The 21836-nt window shown below is 44.1% G+C and carries 21 protein-coding genes; 7 read left to right on the top strand and 14 right to left on the bottom strand.

From position 1 onward, the window contains the following. Nucleotides 1–7: 7 nt before the first annotated feature. Nucleotides 8–268 carry an LIC_11321 family protein gene (locus A0128_RS07225; RefSeq protein ID WP_427854333.1) on the bottom strand — a complete coding sequence of 87 codons (261 nt, stop codon included), beginning with the start codon at nucleotides 266–268 and terminating at the stop codon, nucleotides 8–10. 279 nt (nucleotides 269–547) lie between these two features. Between A0128_RS07225 and A0128_RS07220 the strand changes: the two genes are divergently transcribed. Further along, nucleotides 548–1555, top strand: coding sequence for an LA_0442/LA_0875 N-terminal domain-containing protein (locus tag A0128_RS07220; protein ID WP_069606888.1), 1008 nt, complete (start codon nucleotides 548–550; stop codon nucleotides 1553–1555). Nucleotides 1556–1931: 376 nt separating this feature from the next. Here the strand turns inward: A0128_RS07220 and A0128_RS07215 are convergent, their stop codons facing one another. The 3 genes from A0128_RS07215 to A0128_RS07205 form a co-directional block, all read right to left on the bottom strand. Then, nucleotides 1932–2909 carry a cysteine synthase A gene (locus A0128_RS07215; protein ID WP_069609180.1) on the bottom strand — a complete coding sequence of 326 codons (978 nt, stop codon included), beginning with the start codon at nucleotides 2907–2909 and terminating at the stop codon, nucleotides 1932–1934. Nucleotides 2910–3045: 136 nt separating this feature from the next. Continuing rightward, nucleotides 3046–4101 (bottom strand): class I fructose-bisphosphate aldolase, encoded by a 1056-nt coding sequence (locus A0128_RS07210; RefSeq protein WP_069609179.1) that lies wholly within the window; start codon nucleotides 4099–4101, stop codon nucleotides 3046–3048. A 111-nt stretch (nucleotides 4102–4212) separates the two neighbouring features. Beyond that, nucleotides 4213–5685: an ATP-binding response regulator gene (locus tag A0128_RS07205; RefSeq protein ID WP_069606887.1), complete on the bottom strand. Its 1473-nt coding sequence runs from the start codon at nucleotides 5683–5685 to the stop codon at nucleotides 4213–4215. 285 nt (nucleotides 5686–5970) lie between these two features. Here A0128_RS07205 and A0128_RS07200 point away from each other — a divergent pair, with 285 nt between their 5' ends. From A0128_RS07200 to A0128_RS07190, 3 genes are all read left to right on the top strand, one after another. Next, nucleotides 5971–6411 carry a CBS domain-containing protein gene (locus A0128_RS07200; protein WP_069606886.1) on the top strand — a complete coding sequence of 147 codons (441 nt, stop codon included), beginning with the start codon at nucleotides 5971–5973 and terminating at the stop codon, nucleotides 6409–6411. Nucleotides 6412–6483: 72 nt separating this feature from the next. Further along, a complete protein-coding gene (locus A0128_RS07195; RefSeq protein WP_069606885.1) occupies nucleotides 6484–6687 on the top strand; it encodes a hypothetical protein in 204 nt (67 codons plus the stop codon). Next, a complete protein-coding gene (locus A0128_RS07190) occupies nucleotides 6684–7184 on the top strand; it encodes an LIC_12238 family plasminogen-binding lipoprotein (RefSeq protein ID WP_069606884.1) in 501 nt (166 codons plus the stop codon). The genes A0128_RS07195 and A0128_RS07190 overlap by 4 nt, the downstream gene beginning before the upstream one ends. Nucleotide 7185: 1 nt before the next feature. Here the strand turns inward: A0128_RS07190 and A0128_RS07185 are convergent, their stop codons facing one another. The 8 genes from A0128_RS07185 to A0128_RS07150 all read right to left on the bottom strand — a co-directional run bounded on the left by A0128_RS07185 (nucleotide 7186) and on the right by A0128_RS07150 (nucleotide 14136). Then, nucleotides 7186–9138: a hypothetical protein gene (locus A0128_RS07185; RefSeq protein WP_069606883.1), complete on the bottom strand. Its 1953-nt coding sequence runs from the start codon at nucleotides 9136–9138 to the stop codon at nucleotides 7186–7188. Beyond that, nucleotides 9128–9592 carry a chemotaxis protein CheW gene (locus tag A0128_RS07180; protein WP_069606882.1) on the bottom strand — a complete coding sequence of 155 codons (465 nt, stop codon included), beginning with the start codon at nucleotides 9590–9592 and terminating at the stop codon, nucleotides 9128–9130. Before A0128_RS07180 ends, A0128_RS07185 begins: the two co-directional genes overlap by 11 nt. A gap of 8 nt (nucleotides 9593–9600) precedes the next feature. Next, nucleotides 9601–10338: a hypothetical protein gene (locus A0128_RS07175; RefSeq protein WP_069606881.1), complete on the bottom strand. Its 738-nt coding sequence runs from the start codon at nucleotides 10336–10338 to the stop codon at nucleotides 9601–9603. A gap of 224 nt (nucleotides 10339–10562) precedes the next feature. After that, on the bottom strand, nucleotides 10563–11624 hold the full coding sequence (locus A0128_RS07170; protein ID WP_069606880.1) for a mannose-1-phosphate guanylyltransferase: 1062 nt from the start codon (nucleotides 11622–11624) through the stop codon (nucleotides 10563–10565). Next, complete coding sequence (locus A0128_RS07165; protein WP_069606879.1) at nucleotides 11621–12502, bottom strand: hypothetical protein; 882 nt, start codon at nucleotides 12500–12502, stop codon at nucleotides 11621–11623. The genes A0128_RS07170 and A0128_RS07165 overlap by 4 nt, the downstream gene beginning before the upstream one ends. Then, a complete protein-coding gene (gene hfq / locus A0128_RS07160) occupies nucleotides 12502–12750 on the bottom strand; it encodes an RNA chaperone Hfq (RefSeq protein ID WP_003009702.1) in 249 nt (82 codons plus the stop codon). The genes A0128_RS07165 and hfq overlap by 1 nt, the downstream gene beginning before the upstream one ends. Before the next feature lie 15 nt (nucleotides 12751–12765). Continuing rightward, nucleotides 12766–13659: a tRNA (adenosine(37)-N6)-dimethylallyltransferase MiaA gene (miaA, locus tag A0128_RS07155; RefSeq protein ID WP_069606878.1), complete on the bottom strand. Its 894-nt coding sequence runs from the start codon at nucleotides 13657–13659 to the stop codon at nucleotides 12766–12768. Nucleotides 13660–13668: 9 nt separating this feature from the next. Further along, nucleotides 13669–14136, bottom strand: coding sequence for a TIGR02300 family protein (locus A0128_RS07150; protein WP_069609178.1), 468 nt, complete (start codon nucleotides 14134–14136; stop codon nucleotides 13669–13671). Nucleotides 14137–14600: 464 nt separating this feature from the next. On the opposite strand from A0128_RS07150, the gene A0128_RS07145 reads away from it, so the two are divergent. Then, nucleotides 14601–15353, top strand: coding sequence for a pyridoxine 5'-phosphate synthase (locus tag A0128_RS07145; RefSeq protein ID WP_069606877.1), 753 nt, complete (start codon nucleotides 14601–14603; stop codon nucleotides 15351–15353). Here the strand turns inward: A0128_RS07145 and A0128_RS07140 are convergent. Beyond that, entirely contained in the window at nucleotides 15325–16362 is a 1038-nt protein-coding gene (locus A0128_RS07140) for a hypothetical protein (protein ID WP_069606876.1), read from the bottom strand. The two genes, A0128_RS07145 and A0128_RS07140, sit on opposite strands and share 29 nt — an antisense overlap. Here A0128_RS07140 and A0128_RS07135 point away from each other — a divergent pair. Beyond that, on the top strand, nucleotides 16310–18127 hold the full coding sequence (locus A0128_RS07135; protein ID WP_069606875.1) for a S41 family peptidase: 1818 nt from the start codon (nucleotides 16310–16312) through the stop codon (nucleotides 18125–18127). The genes A0128_RS07140 and A0128_RS07135 overlap by 53 nt on opposite strands. A gap of 1 nt (nucleotide 18128) precedes the next feature. After that, nucleotides 18129–19727 carry an L-aspartate oxidase gene (nadB, locus tag A0128_RS07130; protein WP_069606874.1) on the top strand — a complete coding sequence of 533 codons (1599 nt, stop codon included), beginning with the start codon at nucleotides 18129–18131 and terminating at the stop codon, nucleotides 19725–19727. A 529-nt stretch (nucleotides 19728–20256) separates the two neighbouring features. Here the strand turns inward: nadB and omp85 are convergent. After that, nucleotides 20257–21735 (bottom strand): Omp85 family outer membrane protein, encoded by a 1479-nt coding sequence (omp85, locus tag A0128_RS07125; RefSeq protein ID WP_427854345.1) that lies wholly within the window; start codon nucleotides 21733–21735, stop codon nucleotides 20257–20259. Nucleotides 21736–21836: the final 101 nt, after the last annotated feature.

The raw sequence follows: 21836 nt of genomic DNA, 5'->3' as shown, positions 1-21836 counted from the left end.
TTGAAGCCTATTCCGGAAACGATTCAAAACAAAGAGTTCTTTCTTTTAGGAAAGAATGAAACTGTTTGTTAGAAGTGCATTCCGCTTCGGTAGCCACGAAATAATCGTAACCGCCTCCGGCCATTTTGATCCTACAACAACCTTGCGCGGGTGTTTTACTGGAAGCGTCGGCGTCTCGTTCCGTATTCTTCTTTTCAGAATCCTTCGCGAATAAAAGACCACACACAAAAAAAAGTATCAAAATATATTTCCATAATTTCATCGTCATCTTCCCTTTTTCTCTCTTGCTCTTTTACTTTCGGAGAGATTCGAAATTCGAGTCTTCTTTAACAGACTTTTTTAAGATAGAATTTTTAGAAATCGAATCTTCGCTTGGATTTCTTTTTTCCAAGAAAGAATGGATTTTAAAAGCCCATTTCATTTTTCAATCTTTCCTTCGCTCTTAGATGTCAGTTCATAAATTCGGGACAATTTATAAATTCAATTGCTTTTTTGAATTTAGGAATCAGATTCAAGCCTAATCTTCTATGGATAGGATCTCAAAGGCATGAATTTTTCAATATCAATTCGAACGTTTTGGAAGTTAAAAAATTTCCTTCTCTGTCTTCTTCTTTTCTTTTTACCACAATGGATTTTGGGAGAAACCATTCTTTTTAAGTCGGGGGAAAGAATTTACGCAACCGTAATCGACCAAGACTCGGACGCTGTAACCATCATTCGAGATGGAAAAAGAGAAAAATTGGGGAAGTCCAAAATTCTTAAAATTATCTTTAAAGAAATCAAAGACGAACAGGAAATCGCAAAGATCATCGAAGCCGAGAAGAAAAAACTCAACAAAGAAGGCAAAAAAAGCGAGAAGGAAGAACAACTCGATACGATCTACCTCGAACAGATGATCAAAGAGAACAGTTATAAGATCGTTCAAAAACGTTTGGCCCTGATGGAAAAATATTTAGAAGAAAGGGACGGAGACTGGGAAGGTTATATCTCTGCGAAAAGAAATCCTTGGGAACCGGTCTGGAAATCGGCGATACTCCCAGGTTGGGGTCACAGTTATATGAGACAAGGAAGCTGGAGTTCCACTTATTCCACCCTCTTCTTTGTTTCCTTGGTCGCCTATTTTGGTTTAGACGCTGCGGAAAAAGACAGGGCCAAAGCCTATGATAAAAAGATCGAAAAGATTTTCGAACAGCAGTTTACGAGTAACCTCATCCCGACATCCAGTCTTCCTGCTGGAGTTTTGGATCAGTACAACCAACTCAACACATTCAAAAATTTGAATTCTCTCAGTTCTATCCGTTCGGACGAGTCGAGCTATAAACACGCAAAACACTCCGCCGCCATCGTCGCCGTTGGAGTTTATCTAATCCAATTGACTCATGCGTATTTTTCCGGAAAAACCTGGGCTCAGAACAACGTGATCCAAACACCAACGGGTGAAACCGTTTCGGAAGGTTTTGGAATTCGTGGAAATCCAATGGTGGCAAAAGATCTTTCTAGCGGTTCCAGAAGCATCGACGTCGGAGGACAGATTCTCTATTCCGTGTTTTACTGAGGTTTTCCCGAAATTGAAAATGTGGGAACTCTCACAAAATCGGACGATGCAAAAGCGATTCAAACGTTGGCAAAACGGACCGGCTAAGAGATATTCTGTGGGAACTCCTGCGTTTGAGTAGAAATTTCTAACGGCGACCTCCCCGCGAGTGATCGAATTTTCACCGAAGATCGTCGGAGATACGACAACTCTCCGTAAACTCGCGCGCCCCACCCTGATTTTGGGTGGAGGGGCGGGTGGCGGGAAAATTCCGGAAACTTTCCTATATCACAAAATCCTAATTTTGCAAGAAAAAAGTCCCGTGTAGGAACTCCCTCATATTAGAAAAATCTAATTTTCCCAATCCTTTTCCGGTGAGAACTCACCTCCCCAAAAATCATTTCGGAACGGAATAACCTTTGGAAAACAACCATTCTTCATTGAAAATCCGAGATTGATATCTGGCTCCCGAATCGCAGAGGATCGTAACGATATTGTGACCAGGTCCGAGTTCCTTCGCTAACTTGACGGCCGCCCCCACGTTGATTCCGGAAGAACCTCCCAAAAACAAACCGTCTTTATGCAGAAGTTGATAAACGACCTTTAAACATTCTTCGTCCGTGACTCGGATCGCGTCGTCCATTGGCGCGCCTTTCATATTTTCGGTGATTCTTCCGTTACCGATTCCTTCGGTAAAAGAACTTCCTTCCGCAGTGACTTCACCCTTCTTTACAAAATTATAAATTCCGGAACCGTATGGATCCGCTACGATCGTTTTGATCTTAGAATTTTTTTCTTTTAAGAATAGGGAAACTCCCGCGTAGGTTCCGCCCGTTCCGAGCGACGTGATCCAAGCGTCTACTTTGCCGTCCGTCTGTTCCCAGATTTCCGGAGCGGTCGTCGCGTAATGAGCGTTTCGATTGGCGACGTTGTCAAACTGATTCGCCCAAACTGCGTTCCCGAGTTCTTCCGCGATTCTTCCCGAAACTTTTACGTAGTTGTTTGGATCCTTGTATGGAACTGCGGGAACCGTTCTCACTTCAGCACCTAAGGTTTTTAAAAGATCGATTTTTTCTTGGGACTGCGTATCCGGAATTACGATCAGGGTTTTGTATCCCTTGGAATTGCAGATATGCGTCAGACCGATTCCGGTGTTCCCCGCGGTTCCTTCGACGACGGTTCCGCCGGGTTTCAAAAGCCCTTTTTTTTCCGCGTCTTCCACGATAAAAAGAGCGGCTCGGTCCTTTACGGAACCTCCAGGATTTAAGAATTCGGCTTTTCCGTAGATATTACATCCGGTCTCTTCGCTAAAACTGCGAAGAAGGATGAGCGGTGTGTTTCCGACCGCACTTGAAAAATCTTTTTTAACGTTCATAGCGCCTTCCGTTTTTGTATTAGAATGCTCTAAACTTCTGAGTGGACCCTGAAACAAAAATACTCCGCAGAGACGCGGAGTATTTTCCATATTCTTCTTCTGGAATATTCTCCAAAAGGAATATTCTTTATTTTTATTAAGCGATCGTTACTTCTTTTGCAAGATAAACGTCTTGGATCGCGTTTAAAAGAGAAACTCCGTCTTTCATCGGCTTTTGAAAAGCCTTTCTTCCGGAAATCATTCCCATTCCACCCGCTCTTTTGTTGACAACTGCAGCTTTTACAGCGTCTCCGAGGTCGTTTTCTCCGGAAGCTCCTCCGGAATTGATCAGACCGATTTTTCCCATATAACAGTTTGCGACTTGATAACGAGCCATATCGATCGCGTTATCCGCAGTTAAAGTTGTGTACATTCTGTCGTCTTTTTTTCCGAACTTCAGATCTCTAAAACCGCCCGCATAAACTTCAGGAAGTTTTTGTTTTACGATATCGGCTTGGATCGTAGCGGCCAAGTGGTTTGCTTGTCCGGTAAGGTCGGTCGCTAAGTGATAGTCGATTTTGTCGGGTTTGAACGCGTCGTTTCTCAAGTAGGCCCAAAGGATCGTAACCATTCCGAGTTCGTGAGCTCTGTGAAACGCTTCGGTGATTTCTTGAATTTGGCGAGAAGATTCATCGGATCCAAAATAGATCGTAGCTCCGACCGCAACCGCTCCCATGTCGAAAGCCTGTTCCACGTTCGCAAAAAGAATCTGGTCGAACTTGTTCGGATACGAAAGAAGTTCGTTGTGGTTAATCTTAACGATAAAAGGAATCTTGTGAGCGTATTTTCTGGAAACCAGACCCAATACTCCCAAAGTGGAAGCCACCGCGTTGCAACCGCCTTCGATCGCGAGTTTTACGATGTTCTCCGGATCAAAGTATGCAGGGTTTTTAGCGAAGGACGCGCCCGCGCTGTGTTCGATTCCTTGGTCAACGGGAAGAATGGAAGTATAACCGGTTCCGGACAATCTTCCTGTATTTAAGATGGCCTGGTAGTTTCTAAGAACGGTATTGTTTCTATCACTTTTGGAAAAAATATCGTCTACGTAGTTGGCGCCTGGGAGGCTCAAAGATTCTTTTGGAATCGTCTTACAGGTATGGTTTAAAAGAGAATCCGCTTCTCCGCCCAGGGCGGCTTTGATTTTATCAATCATTCCTAAGTTCCTTGCTCGTTTTTGAATGTTGGATACAGGTTTTTTCACTCCACTTGGATTTTCCATCGATTTTCTGTCTCAATTTGGACCTGAGACACTGATAAAAACCGTTCAGACCGGGACTTGGATGATAAAATCCCAGCCGGAGCCGGATTTTTTGAGGAGAAGTTGTCCTCGATTTGCCTGGAGAATTCCGTAACAAACCGAAAGCCCCATTCCGATCCGAGCGTCGTTGGAACGGAAATTTTCAAAGGGTTCAAATCGGCTTTCTTCTTCCACGTTGATATTGAGCTTTCCCGAAATTAGAATTCTCAAATGAGCGCTTTCGGTTCCGTCTAACGTGGCTCTCATATGAATCTTTGCTTCTTTCTGATTTTCGGAATAATAATAAAGAATGTTGTAGAGTACCTCGCGGATCTGATTGGGTCTCAGTTGCACTTCCAGGTTTTCTGGAATTTCGATTTCCAGTTGAATCTCATGAGACTTTAGCATTTCGGAAATCATTCCTTCCACGGAACTTACGAGTTGTCTTACGTTTGTACTTACGGGTTGTTCCGCGTCTTGTCTGGAAAACAAAACTAAATTTCGGATGATGGAAGCGATTCGTTCCCCTTGTTCGATCACGAGTCTTGCGTAGTTTTTTGTATCGGCGTCCCCGCCCTTATGATTTCGGATGATATGACCGTAGTTGATGATTCCCATCAGAGGATTGTTGATTTCGTGAGCGAGTCCGGCCGCGAGCTTTTGGATAGAATCCAGTCTTCTTTCGGATTGAATCACTTTTTCCATCTCGGAGATTTCTTTCTCGGAAACGGTAAGAGTAGAAAGTTCCGAAAGAGTGATGATCGAGCCCGCTATGTTTGCCTCTTCGTCGCGAACCGGAGAAACTCGGAAAGCGACTTGGATCCGGGTTCCATTCTTTCGAGTGAGAAGAGAAGGAATGTATTTGAGATGACTGGGTTTGCCCGGCCCCACTCCCGTTTTAATATTCTCTCCTTCGTCGGTGGAAAGGCTCAACACTTTCTCTCCGGATTCACCCTGGACGTCGGAAAGAAGCCAACCCGTGAGCGTTTCCGCCGTACGATTCATAAAAAGAATCTTACCTTCCCGATCTAAAGAGATCACGCCTTCTCCGATGTTTTGAATGACGTCGCGGGCTTCCTTCCCTTCTTCCCTCGCCTTTCCAAATCTTTGTTGTTGTTTGAGTGCGATCTCGATCGAATTTTTAAGCGCGGTCGGTTGAAAGGGTTTGGAGATATATCCGAACATGGAAGCCCTGTCCACGGCACGATTGAAGGTTTCTTCGTCCGCAAATGCGGTCATAAAAATGACGGGAACATCCATTCTTTTCTGGATTCTTTCCGCGGCTTGAATTCCGTCCAATTCTCCTTCAATTCGGATATCCATAAGAATCAAATCCGGTTTCGTACGTTCCGCGAGTTCCAAGGCCTCATCCGCGGTTCTGGCAGTTCCAGCGATCGCATATCCCAATTTTTGGAGAGAGACTTGAAGATTGAACGCAATGAGCCATTCGTCGTCCACGATTAGGATCGAAGGGGCGGAAATGGGGTCACTGGGATTCATTTTGGAACGGGTAGCCTTTGGCGAAAAAAATGTAAGAGTATACGTGAATTGAAAACCTTTTTTCGTATCGAAGAAAAGAATTCTACTGAAACCGGTCGATTCCTTGAAAAGTTATTCCTTTTTCATTGGAAAAATTCTTGAACCTCAGACAAAAAACCTCTAGCATATAATTATCTCTCAAGAAGCCCTCGGCTGCAAGAGAGAAATCCCCCCGAGAACCACTGAAGTAATAGACGTTTTCTTTTCAGAATATCGAGGGAAAGAGGCGAAAGATATGGAGATGCTATGTACGTAAAACAGATCCTTGCAAAAAAAGATAGAAAACTCCTTTCGGTGGAGCCGGATACTTCGGTGATGGATGCGGTCAAATTTATGACTAAGTATGACATCGGATCGGTTATGATTTTGGGCGAAGGGAAACTAAAGGGCATTTTTACGGAAAGGGACGTTCTCCATCTTTCCGCAGAACTGGGATTGGATTTTTTCAAAAAATCAGTTTCAGAGGTAATGTCCACCACGCTCACTACAATGTCCCCCGAGGACGACGTAGACGAACTCCTTTCCATTATGCTCAAAAAGAGAATCCGCCACATGCCTATTTTAGAAGACGGACTTTTGATCGGAATTATTTCGATCGGAGACGCGGTGAAAGCCAAGATCGAAAAAACCGAAGAGGAAAATAAAAATCTAAAACAGTATATGTACAACGAAAACGGCTTTATCTGATCCAAATCTCTCTTTTTTTCTCTTTTTTCAGATTGCAGGAAACAAACGCCGGGTCATATTAGAAGTAGAAATATGAAACTGATTCTTTTCATTCTGATGACCTATCTGGTGTATCGTTTTCTTTCCCGGTTTTTTACAAATCCGAAAGAAAATCCATCCACCTCTCAGTGGAAAACGTTTTATACAAACGTTCCTCCTTCTTCTCAACCTCCCCGCGAAAAAGATATTTCCGGAAAGGCAAGAGTGATCGACTCGGCCTCCCTCAACGAAAAATGAAATTTCTTCCTGCGTTTTTAAGAATCTCATTCCTGATTTTAACTTTTGTCCTTTCGACTTCGTGTTTTAAACCGACTGGGGATTTTGGTTGGGCCGTCATGGACGAGGAAAAGTTCAACGTCCTCGAAAAGAAAATCATGACCGTGGGAGAATATACGATCACAAGGGAGAATCTGATTTTCCCGGACGATAAAACCATTCACTATATCTATCGATTCTCCAGATCCGTTCCGGAAACCGCGGAAACCTATGTGAGTTTAAGTCGTTTTCAGTTGGGATACAACGAACTCGACGTTCTTCGAAAAAGACCGAATCCGATTTCAAAAACGATTGAAGGATCGTTTCAAGGACTGACTCCCGGAAAGTATCTTTTGAAAGTCGCCTATGAGGGAGACGTGATCGACGAGGTGGAATTTTTGGTGAGAACTCCCAAGGGTTCTTTCAGCGAAGAAGCGTCTTCGCAAGCGGACGACGATATCGAAAAAGCGATGAAGTGATCTAAAGAGGTTCTCTTTTGATTCCGTCTTCCAAAATCTTATTGATACGATCTATGTTTTTGAGAGATAGATTGATCTCGATCGAGTTTCCGATTTTAACGATATCCTCGTAAATTTTTCTCGCCGAAAGAAAATCTTTTTCCTCTTCCAAAAGAACGGTCAACTTCTTCATAGCCAAGGTTACGGGTGTGGAATTCAGTTTGGTTTTCACAACGCCCAATCGACTCGTAGATTCCTGAAGATCCAAATCCTTGATACGATACTGCGCCATCGTAGAATCGTCCGTTTTTTCCAAGAGACTTTTTTTGATCGCGAGTGTTTCTCTTTTTAAGGCCGCGTTTTTAGAATCTTCATTCTTATAGATCTCTTTGAGTTTTTCGTAGGACTTAATACTATCGCGGAGAAACACTTTTTCTTCTTTGGGTTTTCTCTGATACGCATAGAGTTTGGAAGTTCCGTATTGTGCGAGAAATTCCTGGCGATTCAATTCGCAAATGTCCGCAAAGGGAAGGTTGGAATTTTCAGGATTCGGATGTTCTTTCAACCAAATTCCATAGTAGAGCGCGGCCCTTTCCAGATCTCCGGTTCTATTTTCAAAAAAGGATCCGAGTTCGTAAGCGAATGCAATTCTCTTTTTAGGATCGGTTTCCGCCTTGTAGTAGAGCTCGTAATAAGAAGACGCGAGAACATTCTGTTTGAGTTCCGTATAAAGAGAAGCGACGGAGATATAAACTTCGGCAAGTTTGGATTCTTCTACTTTTTCTTTGCGCGCGAGTTCGAGATACTTTTGAAAAAAATCGATCGACTTTGCTTTTTTACCCGAGGCCTTGAGTTCTTTTGCGAGATCTAAGAATGCGTCCTTAGCTTCCGGATCGAGTTTTGTAACGAGTTCCCAGAGGGCCGCGGTCGCAAAAAAATCGGTGTTTCGTTTGTAATCGAATAAGACAAAAATCCCGGTTCCGCTCACGGAAAGATTGTTCACCACTTTGAGTCTTTCCTTGTTTTCGTTTTCCGATTGTTTGATCAGATTTGCGAGATAATATACGGTGGCCGCGTCTTCCTTGGATTTTTTCTTTCGAAAGTTTTCGTAAGAACCCGACTTTGAATCGGAATATTCTTTTTCCTTTGTTTTTAAATCGTTCTCCGCGATTGCGATGCTTTCTTTGAGAGAGGGAAGATCTTTTGCGAAAAGAGTTCTTTCGGAAGTCGATCCGTCCGGATTTCGTTCCGTTGTCCTCGTTTCCCTTCCACGGATTACGTTCGATTCCACGAGATGAAAGAAATCTTTTGTTTCCCTGTTTTGTTTTTTGGCTTTTTCTAAATTCTCCAACGCCTGTCTGTGAGAAGCTGCGGTTTGTTTTTCGGCGGGATCGAAGATTTCGACTAATCTGCGTTCGTCTAAGAATTCTTCTTCGGTATGACTGAAATCCCTATAACGAATCGCGGTAAGCGCGGCTTCGATCGCCTTCGCGTTCTGTTTTTTTTCGTTGTAAACTTTCGAGAGAAGTAGATGCAATTCATATAATATAGGAGAATCCCTCATCATTCCGGAGGGGGAAAGTTTGGAAAACATGTTCAGAACCAAAAGTCGGATCGTATTTCGATTTGTGTTTTCATCGAAAATTTTTCCTAGACGTTTTTCCTCTTCGATCCTTCTCGAATCGATAAACTGACTGTAATAATTATTGAGAACTTTTTGTATTTCGGAAATTGGATCTTTTGTAGGATCGGCGACGGCCTCTCTTACGTTCTTTAGATCTTGTTCCGTGATTTTTACCGAGGGAGGATCGTAGAGATTTTTAGAATCGTATCTTCTGTCCTGCTCGTCCGAAAGAATGGAAGTCGCCCCGAAGAAAACGAGGCCGATGGTAAGTAGAATTTTTCCTAAGGGAAAGGCAGAGCGTTCTACAAAGAAACGTTGCCGATTTCGAAACTGAGTTTGCTCATCCGACATTGCTTCCTAGTTCGGCCAATTCTTCCGCTCCCAATATCTTTTCCACGTCGATGATGATGATAAATCGATCGTCCTTTTTGCCGATTCCGGTGATATAACGTCCTGAAATTCCTTTTACGGAAGGAGGCGGAGGGTTGATGGATTCCGGCGGAAAAAGAACCACGTTAGACACCTTGTCTACGATAATTCCGACAGAATGACCTCCGACCTTGACCACGATGGCTCGATCGTAAGAAAGATCCCCTTCTCTCGGCACGGTAAGTTTTACCGCGAGATCCACCATCTTTACGACCTTTCCTCGAATGTCCATGATACCGGCAAAGTAAGCCTTCGCTTTGGGAATTCGGATTAAATTATCGATCTTGATGATCTCGTCTACCAAGGAAATGGGAATCGCGTATTCCTCGTCCCCCAAACTGAATAAAATGTACTGGTGGTCGATTTCGGATGACATGATTTACCTCAATACCGGGTATATCCGACGTAGTAAAAGTAAGATCCCAGACTCATGAACAAAAGGACTTTTACGAAGAGCGGATTTCTTTTTCTCAGCATCCAGTCTAAACCGCCAAAAAGCAAACCGAAAACGGCGAGAGAAAATCCCAGGAGATAGAAATCGGTATAAGCGTAATAAATTCCGAGCGCCGAACAAGCCCCGAGAAGAAGGTCTTGAAATTCGCTCCAAAATCTTTGTTTAACTCGAACGATCCAAGGTTCTTTGTATTCTCGTTCTCTCGAAAAAATTCTTTGCCAAAATGTTTTCTCGTGATGGATTCCAAAAATATGATCGTAACGAGTCGAAGTTTCCCAAGGTCTGGGAATGTTTGTTTCGGTCTGTCCGAGTGGAGTTTTTGAAATTCCATAAAGCCCGCCGAGTGTGGAAAGAAGATCGGGATCCGGAAGACTGGAAAAAACTTCCTGAAAGGGAGCGAGCTTAGGATAGATAGGAACCATTCTCCCGCTCGAAAGATCTTTCTCTTGGAGTACGGTTCCGTCTTTTATGGTGGCGATATAGATACGTCCGCTCTCACCCGCGATTTCGAGGGTAATACGAACTTTCTTTTCGTGAAAATTTAAATCCGCCTGAAGAATGTCACCGGATGGGGTTGTGGCGGAATAAGATTTTGTGTAACCTCTCGCAGGAGGAGATTCTTTCTTCCACCACCTGCGAAAAATTGAATAATCCTGAAATGAGCCCATACCGATTGTATCGGTCGATTCGGAAATGGGCTTAACAGTCCTATGATGTCTCTAGCTTGATTCCGGGAATTCCCGGAGAAGGAAGGAGGATCTACGGATTACTTTTTCTTCTTATGTCTGTTCGCTCTTCTCTTTTTCTTTCTTTTATGAGTCGCGATCTTTCTGCGCTTTCTTTTCTTACCTGAAGGCATTCAGAACTCCTTAGATTTCCTCATGTCAGAAAACTATTCTGTGTACTTTTGTAAAGTTTTATTTTTACGGAGTTCCGCGACGAGGTTTTTGATGTCGCCTACTCCCGTTTTGGTACTGATAAAGAGAACGTCTTCCTCTTCGACCACGATCAGATCTTGAACTCCGAGAAGTGCGGTGAATTCTTTTTTAGTTTGAGTGATGTTTCCGGAAGACTTATGAAATAGAATCGCATTCCCCATGTGTCTGTTTTCGGAAGAATCTCCAGGCATCACTCTTTCCAGAGAAGTCCAGGAGCCCACGTCGTCCCAACCAAAACTCGCTTCCACCATGGAAATGCGGGAACTCTTTTCCATGATCGCGATATCGACCGGATCGGAAGGAAGAATTTTGAACGCCGCGCCCAACTCGCCCGCCTTTTTAAACGGAAATCTTTCTTCGAGAGGTCCGAGAATTTTCGGAGAATGTGCTTTAAATTCTTCTAATATAGTGGAAGTCTTCCAGAGAAAGATTCCCGGGTTCCAATAAAAATTCTTCCTTTTGATATACTTGAGCGCGGTTTTGACGTCCGGCTTTTCGTAAAAGGATTTTACCGCAAAACAACCGTCAGTCGATTTTCCGGCTTCGATATAACCGTATCCTATCTCGGGACGATTCGGTTTGATTCCGAGAAGAACCAGATGATTCTCCGCCTGTTCGAGGGCTTTGGAGATCGTCTTTGTAAATTCTTTTACAGGATTGATCCATGCGTCCGCGGACAGGACGACCTGAATCGGGTCTCCGTATTGTTCTTTGAAATAAAGAGACGCGAGTGCGATGATGGGAGCGGTGTTTTTGCCTTCGGGTTCGATGATAAAATTCTTTTCAGGAAAATTTTTCTCCTGAGCAAGGATGGATTTTTTGAGACTAGCGTTGGTTCCGATGTAAATACGATCGATCGTAGTGATCGTGAGTGCTCTTTCCAAGGTTTCCTTGAGAAGAGTTTTGTTGGAATAAACTTTCTGTAATTGTTTCGGTGTGGAAACTCGGGAACGCGGCCAAAAACGCTCTCCTTTGCCTCCGGCCATAATCAATACTACGGGTTTGTCCTGTTTCATTCTACCTCTTTGGGTCTTTTTACTGCGCCGTTCTTTTTCTTTTTAGAAGTCGGGATTTCTCCCAAGATCATTTCCGAAGGAAGAAGAATCACTTCCACGTTATCGGATAAACTTTCATAGATTACAAATTCTTTCATGTCCGGATTTTTAGTTACGAAGTCCTTCGTTTTTTCCAGACGTTTTAGGAGTGCGAATGTTTTGGCGTCCTCTTCTATCTTGAGAGCTTCGGCTTTTCCGAGCGCCGCCACGAGTTCTAGTTTTCTTTGTAAGAGAAGATTTTGATTTCGATAGATTCCGTTGATCAGGACCGCGTCCGGCACTTGTAGATCCAGAATTCTTAGACTCAGAGTTTTGATCGTCTTTTCATCGGCGAGGAGATCGACGGCCAGATTGTTTCGGGTATAATTTTCGAGATTGTTTTTGAGAAGAGCGGGATTGTTTAGATATTCGTCGATCTTCTTGCGAAGAATAGAATGTAATAATTTGCTAATATAGTTGCTTATCTTTTCGTCTCGAATCCCGGCGGTTTCCAAAAACTCGGGCGCGCGTTGAGAATCGAGGGAATATTTGACTTCGAGTTTGATCTTGATCTTTCCTTCGGAGGAAGATTCGGGGAAAAGCCCCGAAGAAAGATCCACGCTCAGATTTGCATTCGCAACCCTGGACGAAATCGGAAAACGAAGGACCTGAAATTTCCAAGGAAGAATCGCCTTCCATTCAAAGACGTATCCAGGTCCGCCCGTATATTCTAAGATTTCCTCGGAACCGTCGACGACGAGAAGCGCATCCCCCTCTTTGAGGGGGATAAGACAAAAATAGAGAAGAGTTGCAAATAGTCCCGGAATGAGAATCCAGAACAGTTTAGTCCAAAGTCGCATTATCCTTGTGCTGCGTCTTTGGTTTCCTCAGTATAAAGCTTGATGATCTTTGCGGGAATGATCGTCGAGATCGCGTGTTTATAAACAAGACTCTGTTTATTTTCCTGCTCCAAAACGATCGTAAAATTATCAAAGCTGACTACCTTACCTTTCAAGGGAACCCCGTTTAATAGATAAATGGTAAGATCCAATTTATCCTTCCGGGCAGTGTTTAAGAGTTGGTCTTGTATGTTGTTTTTAGCAGACATCTTTTTTTGTTTCCGTTACTTTATATGTTTTATTGTTTCCAGCGCCTCAGTCCGACCCATTGGTTTGAGATACGTTTCCTTTCGAAACCAGGTGATCTGTCGTTTGGCATAATTCCTATGCGATTGGCTTAAATCCGCAAGGAATGTCTCTAGATTGGAGTTTCCTTTTTTATTTTCAAGTGCAAAATTATAGCCTAGGGATTTGAGTCCCGGACAATCTGCGCCATAGAATTCTTGAATCTTCCAAGCCTCTTCGGCCATTCCTTGATCGATCATTTCTTTGGCGCGGAGGTTGATCCGATCATAAAGTTCTTTCCGATCCAAGTCGAGAAATACGCCCAAACGAATGTTCAAATTGTATTTTTGAATCGCCGAAGTTTGGAGATCGATTTTTAATGCGGACCAACGTTCTCCCATCAAATTGACCTCAAGAGCCCGACCCAATCTGTAATCATCTCCGGGAAATATTTTTTCCAAAGAATCCGGATCCAATTCTTGCAGACGATTTCTCTTTTGTTCCGGACTCATCGCGAGGACTTTGTTTCTCACGTCTTCCGAAATTTCAGGAACCGCAAACATTCCAAATAAAAATGCCTTTAGATAGAATCCGGTTCCCGCCGTAAAGACCGGAATTTTGTTTTGATTTAAGACCGAGCGTAAGGCTTCGTCGGCGAGACGATTGTAAAGACCGGCGTCGACTTTCTCGGAAGGAAAAAGGACTTCGACGAGATGGTGGCGAATTATAGATTGTTGTTCTTTTGTAGGAGCCGCGGTGCCGATCGGCATCTCGCGGTAAATTTGTCTGGAATCAAAGGAAAGAATTTCGAACCTTTCCGGATCGAGTTCCGTGATGAGAGAAGTTTTGCCCGCTCCCGTGGGAGCGGCCAGAATGAGAATCGGATGAGACAAGAAAGAAGATTACTCTTCGGCTTCTTCCGTTTCTTCCTCTTCTTCCAAAGCCTCTTCGAGAGGTTCTTCGACGAATTCCAAATCCTCGTCTTCGGCGATTGCGTCGTCGTCGATGATTTCTTCCTCTTCTACCACTCTCGGACGAACAGTTCGAGTACGGGTTACCGGACGTTTGTTTTGATCCGCCCCGCACTTAGGACAGATCTTTTCTTCTTTATTGAGATCGTAAAATTTCGTGGAACAAGTATGGCAGGTCCATTTTTTTCCAAGGGGATTGAGAGCTACGCCCTTGGACCCCGAAGCCTTTTTAGTTCCCGCGGCTTTGGATGCCGGACTCGAAAGAGCCTTTTTGATAATTTCTTCTTTCTTCTTTGTCGAAGCAGAAGCTTTTTTGGGCGCGGCTTTCTTGGCCGGTGCCTTTTTTTTAGCCGCGGCCGAGACAGTTTTTTTGGAAGTAGTCTTCTTACTGGTTGCCATCGGAATTGACCATGCTCTGCGAGAGGTATTCACGTTCAAGCAGAAATATTATTATTCTCCGTCCATCGCTCGCCTATCCTGAACCACTCGTTTTTCGAAGCTCAAGATGAATCGTCGGAACTACGACGATCCTTCGTAAAACTTCACGGCCCCGCCCTGATTTTGGGTGGAGGGGTGGGTGGTGGAACGTTCGGAAGACTTTTCTCTATCACAAAATCGTAATTTTGCAATTAAAAAGTCCCTCCCGTAGGAACTCCTAAAAACCATTTCTCGGAACGACTTTCCTTTCCTCTCGTTCTCAACTTGTGGGTAAGAATCTGCTAACTCGAACGGGGCGCAACCCTAACCGATTTTTAGAATAATTGCAAGGAAAGAATCCTTCGCTGTTTCGTTTTTTTTCAATTCCCAGAATGAAACCAAATCCCCTTTTTAGCAAAAGAACCCCTTTCTTTTAGGAGAATCCGTTGAAAACAAAGCTGAGCGTAAACATCAATAAGGTCGCCACTCTGCGAAATTCGAGAGGCGGAAATATTCCCAATCTCATCCACTTTGCGGAATTGGTTCTTCTGGCTGGCGCGGAAGGAATCACGGTCCATCCCAGGGAAGACGAAAGACATATCCGAAAAGACGACGTCTTTGAACTCAAAGAATTTATTTCGTCCTACAATCAGAAAAACAAAACATCGATCGAATACAATATCGAAGGAGAACCTTCTTCCCGTTTTATCGAATTGGTCCTCGCGGCAAAACCGGATCAGGCAACCCTAGTCCCCGTGACTCCGGGAGAAATCACATCCGATCACGGATTTGATTTTCAAAAAGACTTGGATACAATTCAAGAATATTCTAAAATTCTAAAAAAGGAAAAAATCCGCACCGCCCTCTTTGTGGAAACCGATCTGGAGAATCTTAAACTCGCCTCTCTTTCCGGAGCCGACCGCGTGGAATTTTACACCGGTCCTTTTGCGGAAGCCTTCGATCGTTCTCCGGAAGAAGGAAAAAAATCCTTTGAAACGTTGTATGTCCCCGCGGCAAAAGAAATTCTTTCCCAAAAGATGGGAATCAACGCGGGCCACGATTTAGATCAGCACAATCTTTCCGTCTTTTCAAAACTTCCCGATCTTTTGGAAGTCTCCATCGGTCATCGTTTGATGTCTTATGCTCTGGAAGTCGGAATCGAAAAGAGCGTCAAGGAATATCTTCGAGCTCTTTTGTGAGTTCTCGAAATCCTTCGAAATTCGGATCTCCTTGGATCAAGTAGAACGCTGCTTTTTTGAGATGAAGCGCGAGGTATTTTGAATTCGGATTTTTTTGTGAGATCGTTTCCAAAGTTGTTTTGAACTTTTTTAGTTGTTCGATCGCCTTGGGTTTGTTTTTTGATTTCACGGATTGACGAAATTCTTTCCAGACCTTTGTGACTTCTTGGTTCGGGTTCTGCGTTTTCTCCAGGGTTTGTTTTCGCACCACTCCGGTCACGTCCCAGACTTCCTTGTAAGGATGCGAATTCTCCAGAAATTTATAATATTCTTTTGTATAACTCACTTCGTTCGGTTTGAGATTGAGAAGAGATTCCGATTCTCCCACACATTCCGAAAAGATACCTTTTTTGAGGGATTCTTTTCCGATCTCTTTCATTTCCGCAAGAACCATCAGATCGGCAAGAGTTTCATTCTTCTTTCCTTCCTTGCAGTTTTTGATCGCTCGGAAATATCTTTTTTCCACTTCGTCGATCGTTAGAGCCTCGCCCTGCTCCAACTCCAAGTAATACGCGGCTTGAAATACCTGATCTCGATAGAGCGTATCTTCTTGATCTGCCTTTCTCGCACGAAGTGCGTATTCCAGAGCATCCTGATAATTCTTTGAAGATACAAAAAGTACGGAAAGATTGTAACAAGAAAGTGCACGATCGGGTCTCAAGGAGCGACAGCTCGATTTTAAAAGTTTGATCGCGGATTCCCTTTCTTCCGGGGTTCCATAAAATTCTAAAATGGCCTGTTCTTGTATCATTTCGAGCGCGAATCTTCCCGAGCCCGGAAAAGAAACCGTCGAACACGAGACAACGAATTGTAAAATCAAGAGAAGGAAGAGCGAACTTCCGCCCCAAAGGGATTGACACTTTGAGATTTGAATAGAGAATGAACCGAAAATTTCCTGAAATCTGAGGGACACGAGTTTGAAAAAAGGATCTGCCGCGCTTTCGTTATTACTTTCCACTCTTTTGACCATATTTATCCTGTACTGCGAGCCTACATCCGGCAAGTCCCCGGTCAAGGCAGACTTTACCCTCAAAGACTTTGATAACGTGGTGAACACCGTATCTCGGTATTACATCGATAAGAATATCGATAAAAACCGAGCCTATCGAGAGGCCGCGATCTACGCCCTCTTATCGCTTCCTCATTCCATCTATCTCTATCCGGAAAGTTATTTCAAGGAAAGAGAGAAATATGAAGAAAAGGACGAAACTTTTCCGGGGAAAACTTTCAAAATTTCCACCGATGATTCTTTCGTTCTCTTTGATCCGGACTACGCGGAAGTAGAAAAGATCAGAGATCGTAAACTCAAAGAAGACGCAAACAAAACCAAGGTCAGCGACGACGAAGTCAAAAAACTCGTGGAAAGAGAAAAGGTTCGTAAGAACGTCCTTTCCGCAAAATGGGAACAAACCGGTTTTAGCAAAAAAGACTTTGATCGAATTCTCTCCTTTATCGAAACCAATATCGACAAATACAAGGACTCTCCTCTCAAAGATCCGTTTGGAGAAGCCGAAGAAAAATCAAAAGAACCGTTTACGATGAACGACGTCCTTCTCGCCGCGGCGAACGGATATCTTTCCTCTCTCGATCCACACAGTAACGTCTTCCTTCGTTCCGCTTGGGAAGAATCCATGGCAAAAATTCAAGACGGAAGTTTTGAAGGAATCGGAGCCATTCTTTCCGGTGGAGGAAACAGAGAAGTTGTGGTGGAGAATCCTCTCGAAGGAAGACCCGCCGTCAACGCAGGAATTCGCTCCGGGGACGTGATCCTCGCTGTGGACGGAAAATCGATCAAAGGAATTCTTCTGGATAAGGTCGTAGAAAAGATCAAAGGAAAAAAAGGTTCCAAGGTCGCGCTCACGATTCAGAGAAAAGGAGTTCCCGGAACTCTGAACATCGAAGTCGTACGAGACACGATTGAAATCAAAAATTTAAGCAGCAAACTCATAGAAGGCCACGAGCATATCGGTTATATCAAACTCACCGGTTTCGTAAAATCGGAAGACGGTCCATCGGTGGATCGAGAGTTGATGGATAAATACAGAGAACTCGAAAAGGAAGCACAGACCAAAGGAACCAAACTCAAGGCTGTAATCCTGGATCTTCGAAGCAACGCCGGCGGTTATTTGGATCTCGCGATCGACATCGCCGATATGTTTATCGAAAAGGGTTTGATCGTTTCCACAAAAAGCCCGAACAGAAGTCCCGAAGACGCGTATGCAAAGAATAAGGACATCACCAATTTACCGTTAGCCGTTCTGATCAACGCGAAGTCGGCTTCCGCTTCGGAGATCGTTGCGAGCGCGATCAAACACCACGGAAGAGGATTGATCTTAGGAGAAAGAACTTTCGGTAAGGCTACCGTTCAAAAACTGATGCCTCTCGGAAACGACTATCTGATCAAACTTACTCAGGCGCGTTACTATTCTCCATCCGGAAACACGATCCAAGTAGTGGGTGTAAAACCGGATATCGACATTTCTTCCGAAGAAGACGGATCGTTCCCGTTCCGATTTAGAGAAGAAAATATGTGGAATCACCTTTCCGAACTTCCGGCCTCGACCGAAGAAAGAAGCGCGTTTGACGTGAAAAAGTTGGATTCTTGGGTTCAGAAGAATGGAAAGGCGGCGTCGTTTATCGCAGAACATAAAAACGACCCGATCAAACCGGACTATCAACTCATTCGTTCTTTGGATTATATTGAAGCGCTGATCAACACACAAAAAAAGAAATAGTATGCCCCGTATCAAAACGGACTTTTTAGTCTTAGGGAGCGGAATCACGGGCCTTTTTTCGGCCTTGAAACTCGCTCCCTTCGGCTCCGTCATCATCGTAACCAAAAAATCGGACTACGAATCCAACACAAACTACGCGCAGGGCGGAATCGCTTCCGTCTTTGCGGAAGGTGATAAACTTTCAGACCACGTTGCGGACACTCTGGAAGCGGGAGCCTGGCTCTGCGATCCGGCGGCGGTTCAAGTCCTCGTAGAAGAAGGCCCTCCTCTCGTCAAAGAACTCTTAAACTACGGGGTCCCATTCAACCTGGAAGCTTCCGGAAAGTTCGACCTTTCCCGAGAAGGTGGTCACGGTAAAAATCGAATCGTACACGCACACGATAGAACGGGCAGGGAAATCGAAAAAACCCTTCTGAAAGTAGTTAAATCAAATCCGAATATTCAAATTTTAGAATATCATACTCTCGTAGATCTCATCACTCCCCACCATTTAAAACAAAAGGGACTCGTGTGTTACGGCGCGTATGTTCTTTCCAACCAAAGCGGGGAAGTATTTCCGATCCTGGCGAAAGAAACGATTCTTGCAACCGGAGGCGCCGGGCAGGTCTACTCGCATACGACCAATCCCAAAATCGCAACCGGAGACGGGGTCGCTTCCGCTTACAGAGCCGGAGCGCTCATTAAGAATATGGAATTCTATCAGTTCCATCCAACGGCCCTCTATCACGAAGACGGAGATTCTTTTTTGATTTCGGAAGCCGTTCGAGGAAAGGGCGGAATTCTACTTTCGTTGGATAAAGAACCGTTTATGAAACGTTATCATCCGATGGCGGATCTGGCGCCAAGAGACGTAGTCGCGCGCGCGATCGACTCTGAGATGAAAAAACGAGGAGAAGAACACGTCTGGTTGGACATCACTCATCTTCCCTCTACGCAGATCCGAGAATCCTTTCCTTCGATTTATGAAAAGTGTAAGGAACTCGGAATCGATATCACCACCGATCTGATCCCAGTCGTCCCCGTGGCTCACTTTCTTTGTGGAGGAGTCGCTTCGGATTTGGAAGGAAGAACAACGATCTCCAATCTTTCCACTGCGGGAGAGACCGCTTGTACGGGAGTTCACGGAGGAAACCGCCTCGCTTCCAACAGCCTTTTAGAATGTCTCGTATTCTCCAATCGAATCGCCGAAAGAATCCGAAAACAAAAACCGGAGTTCACATCCGCTCACGATCAAATTCCTTCTTGGAACAAAGAAGGAATGGTCAACACGGAAGAATGGGTTTTAATCTCACACGACTTAAACGAAATCAAAAGTACGATGAGTAACTACGTGGGAATCGTTCGTTCCAATCTGCGACTGGAAAGAGCCAAGAGAAGAATGGACTTGATCTACGAAGAAGTAAAAGACTACTACAACCGAACCGTGATCACAAATCCTTTGATCGAACTTAGAAACTTGGTGATCGTGGCGGAACTCATCATCCGTTCTGCGCTTTCGAGAAAGGAAAGTCGAGGTTTGCACTTTTCGACGGATTATCCGGAAAATCGAAATCCGTCTCGAGTGGATACTGAAATTCGTAACGATAAGGTGCCTTTGTAATCCGAAACTGGATCGGACTTTGTGAAGTTGATTTCTTAGGTTCAAAAGGAAATTTTACCCTTTATAGTATTCTCCCAAATGTAGTAACTCACATCGGATGGAGCGACAATCAGTCGGTTCGAAAAAGCTAAAGATGGAAATGTGGGAACTCCAGCATTTTCTACCAATGGACTCCGTGTTGCAAGGTGAGTCTTTTCGGTCTTTCACAAACCCTCATTTTATCAGAATCGGACTTCAAGTCCGTTTTCAAGCGAATTTTACAACTCACATCCTTCGTCGGAAAAATCAATATTCGAATGTAAGAATATATCTCATTCTTCCTTCGAGATAAACGACGCAAAATCGAGAATATACCTCTGCCTTGCAAAAAAAAACGATTTAAGAATGAAAACAATCCGCCGCGCTTCAAACCGAGAAAACAAACTTTACGAAAAAGCCAATTTTTCGGAGCTAAAACAACTCCATCCGCGGAAATAGAACGACCCGATGCAAAACGTCAAACAAACGATAATTTAAGAATATTCTAATATTAGAATACGTGGCTGAAGTTTACGAATAACTGTTTATCTTCTCTCGAGACCGCGTAGTCGATCATGATGATCGTCGCCTGATTCCAGGCGATCCGTAAACCCATCCCCTGAGAATATTTATAATCTTGTAGACCGGCTTTGTGTTCGTCGTTCCAAACTCGACCGAAATCCCAAAAAGGAACCAAGTTGAGCGCGAAGTATTCCCCACCCACGGAGAAATCGTAGAACTTCCAACGAACTTCCACGGTTCCAAAACCCATCGCTCGTCCTACGAATCGATCCTGTTTGTAACCGCGAAGAGTTCTGAGACCGCCTAAACCGGAGACTGTGTTCTCGGTTCCCCATAAATTTCTATATTCAAAAAACGGAACGTCCCCGTCCGAAACTCCGAAACCGAAACGGGAGGCCAAAACTAACTTTTCAAACGTCTTTGGAAAGGGACTATAGAAGAATTTTGCGTGTCCGAAATATTTCTGAAAATCAAAATTAGAACCGATCGTCTTCGTCGCCTTCTCGTATGTGGCTTCTAAAAAAACTCCGGAGTTTGGATCGGGTTCGTAGTCCCTCGTATCGTAAACCAAACCGACCTTTGCGGTGTTCACATAACCGCCGTTATACCCCAAAATTTTCCCGGCTTCCGCGTCCTGGGTCAATCTTGTCTTCGCATTTGGAACTTCACCGGAAGTGCTCAGAGGGGTTCCGTCAAAAATCGGATCCACTGCCTTCACAAACTTTCCGTCGTTCGCCTGGACGATGTTATTCGAAAAACGAAAGCCCGCCACAAGTCTTACGGTTCCGTGAAAATAAGAACGTTCCGAACTAAAATTCAACTGAGGAGTTTGAATCGTATAACGGTTGTACATACGATCCGTAACGTTAAACGCCGGACCCGCGGGAACTCCCGAATACGTCCTTCCGCCGAGTTCGATCGGATCCCCAGGACCGCCCGGTCTCTGGTATAAGAACGCGGATTCTTGCGCGCTATATTGTGCGTTATTTGTCTGCGGAGCTCCGGGTTGATTTCTTTCCTGATAACTCAGAGGTTTGAGAGTAGATTCCCCCACTCCGAAATACAAGGTCGTAGGAGTGATCGTAAGAAGTGCGTCCGCACGCAATCTCCACTGCGTGTTGGCAATATAAGGCATGTCTAAACTTAACTGGTGATACTGCGCATTCTTTGTCGTATTAAAATATTGTGCAAAAAAGCGAAGTCTATACGGAGTATATTCAAAAAAAGGATCGGTCTTCTTACCGTTGTTATAACCGTAGACCCTAACTCCGTATCCGATTCCTTCGTTTGGATCCGAGTTGATGAGTGGAAGTCCGGTGGGATACCAACCTTCTTTCTTGTTGTCCAGATCCTTCTTACACATCTGTTTGACACGATCAATCCGAAAAGGAAGATCCTTTCTTTCTTCAGGCTTATCACAACCGGTAAAATTTTCCTGAGAAAAAACCTCGGAAACAAAAAAGATCATGGAAGAAAGAATCGAAATGGAAAGAAGGGTTTTCATTTTCATCATATAACACCAAGAAGATTACGAATTTCTAACCAACCCTTTTTGGTTGTCAAACCGAA

Origin of the sequence: Leptospira tipperaryensis (assembly GCF_001729245.1) — a bacterium.
Lineage (GTDB): Bacteria > Spirochaetota > Leptospiria > Leptospirales > Leptospiraceae > Leptospira > Leptospira tipperaryensis.
This window is presented reverse-complemented; position numbering and strand designations above follow the sequence as displayed.